This window comes from Candidatus Aeolococcus gillhamiae (assembly GCF_016464765.1).
GTDB classification, from domain to species: domain Bacteria; phylum Chloroflexota; class Dormibacteria; order Aeolococcales; family Aeolococcaceae; genus Aeolococcus; species Aeolococcus gillhamiae.
Genome location: NZ_JAEKNS010000011.1, coordinates 1 through 1,949, shown reverse-complemented (window position 1 = coordinate 1,949; position 1,949 = coordinate 1). Strand labels below are relative to the sequence as shown.

Genomic DNA, 1,949 nt, shown 5'->3' with positions numbered 1-1,949 from the left:
CACCGCCGCACCGTCCGCGACTACGAACGGCTCCCCGGCCATCACGAGACCTACATCTACTGGGCCATGATCACCGTCATGAACCGCCGCCTCGCCCGCAAAACCCCGCAGCTCACGTAGGTTTTCAAGCAGGCTCTAAGTGATCGGAGCGCCATGTCCGCAACACCTATCGCCGACCACGCGATGCTGTCGGATCGCCACTCGAGCGCGCTGGTGAGTACCGCCGGATCGGTGGAGTGGCTGAGCTTTCCCCGGTTCGACAGCCCGTCGGTGTTCGGTCGCCTGCTCGGGACCGAGGCCGGTCACTGGCAGATCCAGCCGGCGGATACGTGGCACAGCGCCCGCCGCTACGTCGGTCAGACGCTGGTGCTGGAGACCACCTTCACCACCTCTTCTGGCACAGTGGTGCTCACGGACATGCTGGCGATGGGGGAGGACAACGGGGGTCACCGCCTGGGCCGGGACGTGCCGCACCTGCTCGTGCGCCGGGTCGCCTGCACCGCTGGTGAAGTCGAGCTCGACGTCTCCTACCAGCCGCGGCCGGAGTACGGCCTCATCGTGCCGCTGCTGTCGGCGGTCCAGGGCGGGGTTACGGCCCGGGGCGGCGCGGAATGGCTGGTGCTGACCTCACCGATGCCGCTCCAGCTGGCGCGCGGACACGCACACGGCACCACGGCGCTGCGCGCTGGCGACACGATGCACTTGGCGCTACACCGCTCAACGCTGGAGGGCAGGCCGGCTCGCATCTGGTCGCAAGACGATCTCGCGGCCCAGGTTGACAACACCATCGCCGCGTGGCAATCGTGGTCCGAGCTGCACCAGTCCTACGAAGGGCCGTGGTCGGAGCTGGTGCATCACAGCGGCCGGGTGCTGACGGGACTGTCATTCCAGCCCAGCGGCGCCATCGTCGCGGCGGCCACGACCTCGCTGCCGGAGGGAATCGGCGGCGAGCGCAACTGGGATTACCGCTACTCCTGGGTGCGCGACGCCAGCTTGACGATGGAGGCACTGTGGGTCGCGGCCTGCCCCGATGGGGCAGCTGATTATTTCGCGTTCATGGCGACCGCGGCGGCGTCGGGCGTCGGACCTGACCATGGTCTGCAGATCATGTTCGGCGTGGGCGGCGAACACGATCTGACCGAACGGGAGCTTCCCCACCTCGAGGGCTGGCGGGACAGCAAGCCGGTGCGGGTCGGCAACGGCGCCTGGAACCAGCAGCAGATCGACGTGTACGGCGAGCTACTCGGCGCCGCTCACCGGCTCGCCGGCCAGCTCTCGTCGATCGACGACGACACCAAGCGGTTCCTGATCGCCTGCGCCGACACCGCGGCCACACGGTGGCCAGAGAAGGACCAGGGCATCTGGGAGGTGCGTGGTGACCCGCAGCACTTCGTCTACTCCAAGGTCATGTGCTGGGTCGCGCTCGACCGGGCCGTGGCACTTGCCGACCGGCTCTCGGCCGGTAACCGCGTGGAGCACTGGAAACGCTGCCGTGACGACATCTGGGAGACAGTTGTCCGCGACGGGTGGAGCGACGAGGCCGGCGCGTTCACCCAATACCTGGGGTCGGACCGCCTGGACGCGTCGAATCTCATGATGCCGATCGTCGGCTTCCTGCCTGCGGATGACCCGCGGATGCTCGCGACGATCGACGCGATCGACCAGCGGCTGACCGATGAACGCGGGCTGGTTTACCGCTACCGCACCGAAGACGGAGTCGACGGGCTAGCAGGCCAGGAGGGCACGTTCCTGCTGTGCACGTTCTGGCTCGCGCACGCCCTCGCGCTGTCCGGCCAGGCCGAACGGGCCATAGCTGTCTTCGAGAGAGCGGTCGCGTACGTCAACGACGTGGGCCTGCTGGCCGAGGAGGTGGATCCGGACAGCGGCGAGCTTCTCGGCAACTTCCCGCAGGCGTTCAGCCACATCGGCCTCATCAACGCCGCCTAGGC

General features: G+C 68.0%; 1 protein-coding gene. It reads left to right on the top strand.

The features are described 5' to 3' along the window. The first annotated feature begins 153 nt into the window (after positions 1-153). A complete protein-coding gene (locus JF886_RS00750) occupies positions 154-1,947 on the top strand; it encodes a glycoside hydrolase family 15 protein (protein WP_337308615.1) in 1,794 nt (597 codons plus the stop codon). Positions 1,948-1,949: the final 2 nt, after the last annotated feature.

Excerpts from the sequence above, each read along its gene's own strand:
- JF886_RS00750 (WP_337308615.1), top strand. The coding sequence starts at position 154 with ATGTCCGCAACACCTATCGCCGACCACGCGATGCTGTCGGATCGCCAC.